The 1,661-nt window shown below is 52.5% G+C and carries 2 protein-coding genes; one reads left to right on the top strand and one right to left on the bottom strand.

Annotation, left to right across the window (positions count from 1 at the left end):
• Window positions 1-778 (bottom strand): aminotransferase class I/II-fold pyridoxal phosphate-dependent enzyme (locus EJP87_RS15985; protein ID WP_420886870.1); only part of this gene is annotated, 778 nt, incomplete at its 3' end.
• 67 nt (window positions 779-845) lie between these two features.
• Here EJP87_RS15985 and EJP87_RS15980 point away from each other — a divergent pair.
• Window positions 846-1,637, top strand: a complete 792-nt coding sequence (locus tag EJP87_RS15980; RefSeq protein ID WP_130472843.1) for a flagellin N-terminal helical domain-containing protein — start codon at window positions 846-848, stop codon at window positions 1,635-1,637.
• Window positions 1,638-1,661 lie beyond the last annotated feature (24 nt).

Genomic DNA, 1,661 nt, shown 5'->3' with positions numbered 1-1,661 from the left:
TCAACAGTTGCGAGCAGGCGATGTAGGCGCCAAAACTGCCCAAGCCTTTGCTGAAGGTTCCCATGACCAGATCGATCTGCTCGGCATAATCGGCTGTCAGTCCAAAACCGTTTTTTCCAAAAACCCCTGTAGCATGGGCTTCGTCCAGATATAAAAAGGCCCCATATTTTTCTTTCAAGGCGATTAAAGCCGGTACATCACAACGATCTCCATCCATGCTGAACACAGTTTCTGAGAGAATAAATCGCGGTCCACTGCGATCTGCATGCTGTTGCAGCAGGGATTGCAAATGGTTGAGATCATTATGGCGATAGCGAATTTGCCGAACTCCAGCACATTGACATCCATGGTGCAGGCTGGCATGGTTGAGACGATCGGTGAAGACAAGCGGGTCTGCACCCAAAACGTGGCGATCCAGTAAAGCGGTCAGTACGGCACTGTTGGCTTGGAAGCCAGAGTTAAACAGCAAAGCTGCTTCACTCCCTTTGCCGCGTGCCAACTTCTCTTCGATGGTAGCAAACGGTGCCAGATTACCACAGACCAGCCGTGAGGCTGATGCTCCACACCCCCATTGTTTGGTCCAAGCGATAGCGCGCTGCAGCAACAGCGGATGCGCGGCCAAACCCATATAGTTGTTGGAAGAGAAGTTTAACAGCTCACGATGGTTGATAAAGACACTGCCATCCTGTACGGAGGTGAGTAAGCGCATTTGTCGCCAACGACCGGTATCTTGGCGCTGTTGGCAAAACTGGCGATAAGCAGCAGAGGGTGAGGCAATTGGAGGCACGGCAATCTAAACTTCTTTTGCCATTACAATGACAAAGGCCTATTGACAGGCGGCATAACTGATCAGCTCCAAGAGCAATGGTGGGACCAATTCGACCAATGCGCTGAGCAACACCTTCAAACGGCTTTCGTCCGGTTTGCGTATCAACAGCTCAGCCGATGATGCGGCTGGTTTGTCGATCAGCGATCGGATGAGCGCCCAGATCCGTGGTTTGAATCAGTCTGTCCGCAATGCCAACGACACCATCTCCTTGATTCAGGTGGCGGAAGGTGCCTTGTCTGAGACAACTGCGGCTCTGCAGCGGATTCGTGAATTGGCCGTGCAGTCTGCCAACGATACCAACGTCAGCAGTGATCGTGCAGATATGCAAAAAGAGGTGGATCAACTGATCCTGGAGATTGATCGTATCGCCAACACCACACAGTTCAATGGCCAGACCCTCTTGTCTGGTGGATTTGCGAACAAAGTGTTCCATGTTGGTGCGTACACCACGCAAACGATCGCTTTCACGATCACCGGTGCCACGGCAACCGATCTGACTGTCAACGCTACCACCGTCGATACTCAGGCCAATGCTGAAACCGCCATTGCGACGTTGGATACCGCCATCAACTCGGTGACCACCGTGCGGGCCAATCTGGGTGCCTATCAGAATCGTTTTGAGTCCGTGATCGCCAATCTGTCCAATGTTTCGTTGAACACCAGCGGTGCTCGTTCGCGGATCACGGATGCAGACATGGCGGCGGAAACGGCCAAACTGACGCAGAACAGCATTCTGCAACAGGCTGGCTCGGCAATCTTGGCGCAGGCCAATCAACAGCCGTCGATCATCCTGCAGATGCTCAAGTAACTCTGATTGGTTCCAAACAGTTGT

The organism is Candidatus Magnetaquicoccus inordinatus (assembly GCF_004217665.1).
Classification (GTDB): Bacteria; Pseudomonadota; Magnetococcia; order Magnetococcales; family Magnetaquicoccaceae; genus Magnetaquicoccus; species Magnetaquicoccus inordinatus.
This window is presented reverse-complemented; position numbering and strand designations above follow the sequence as displayed.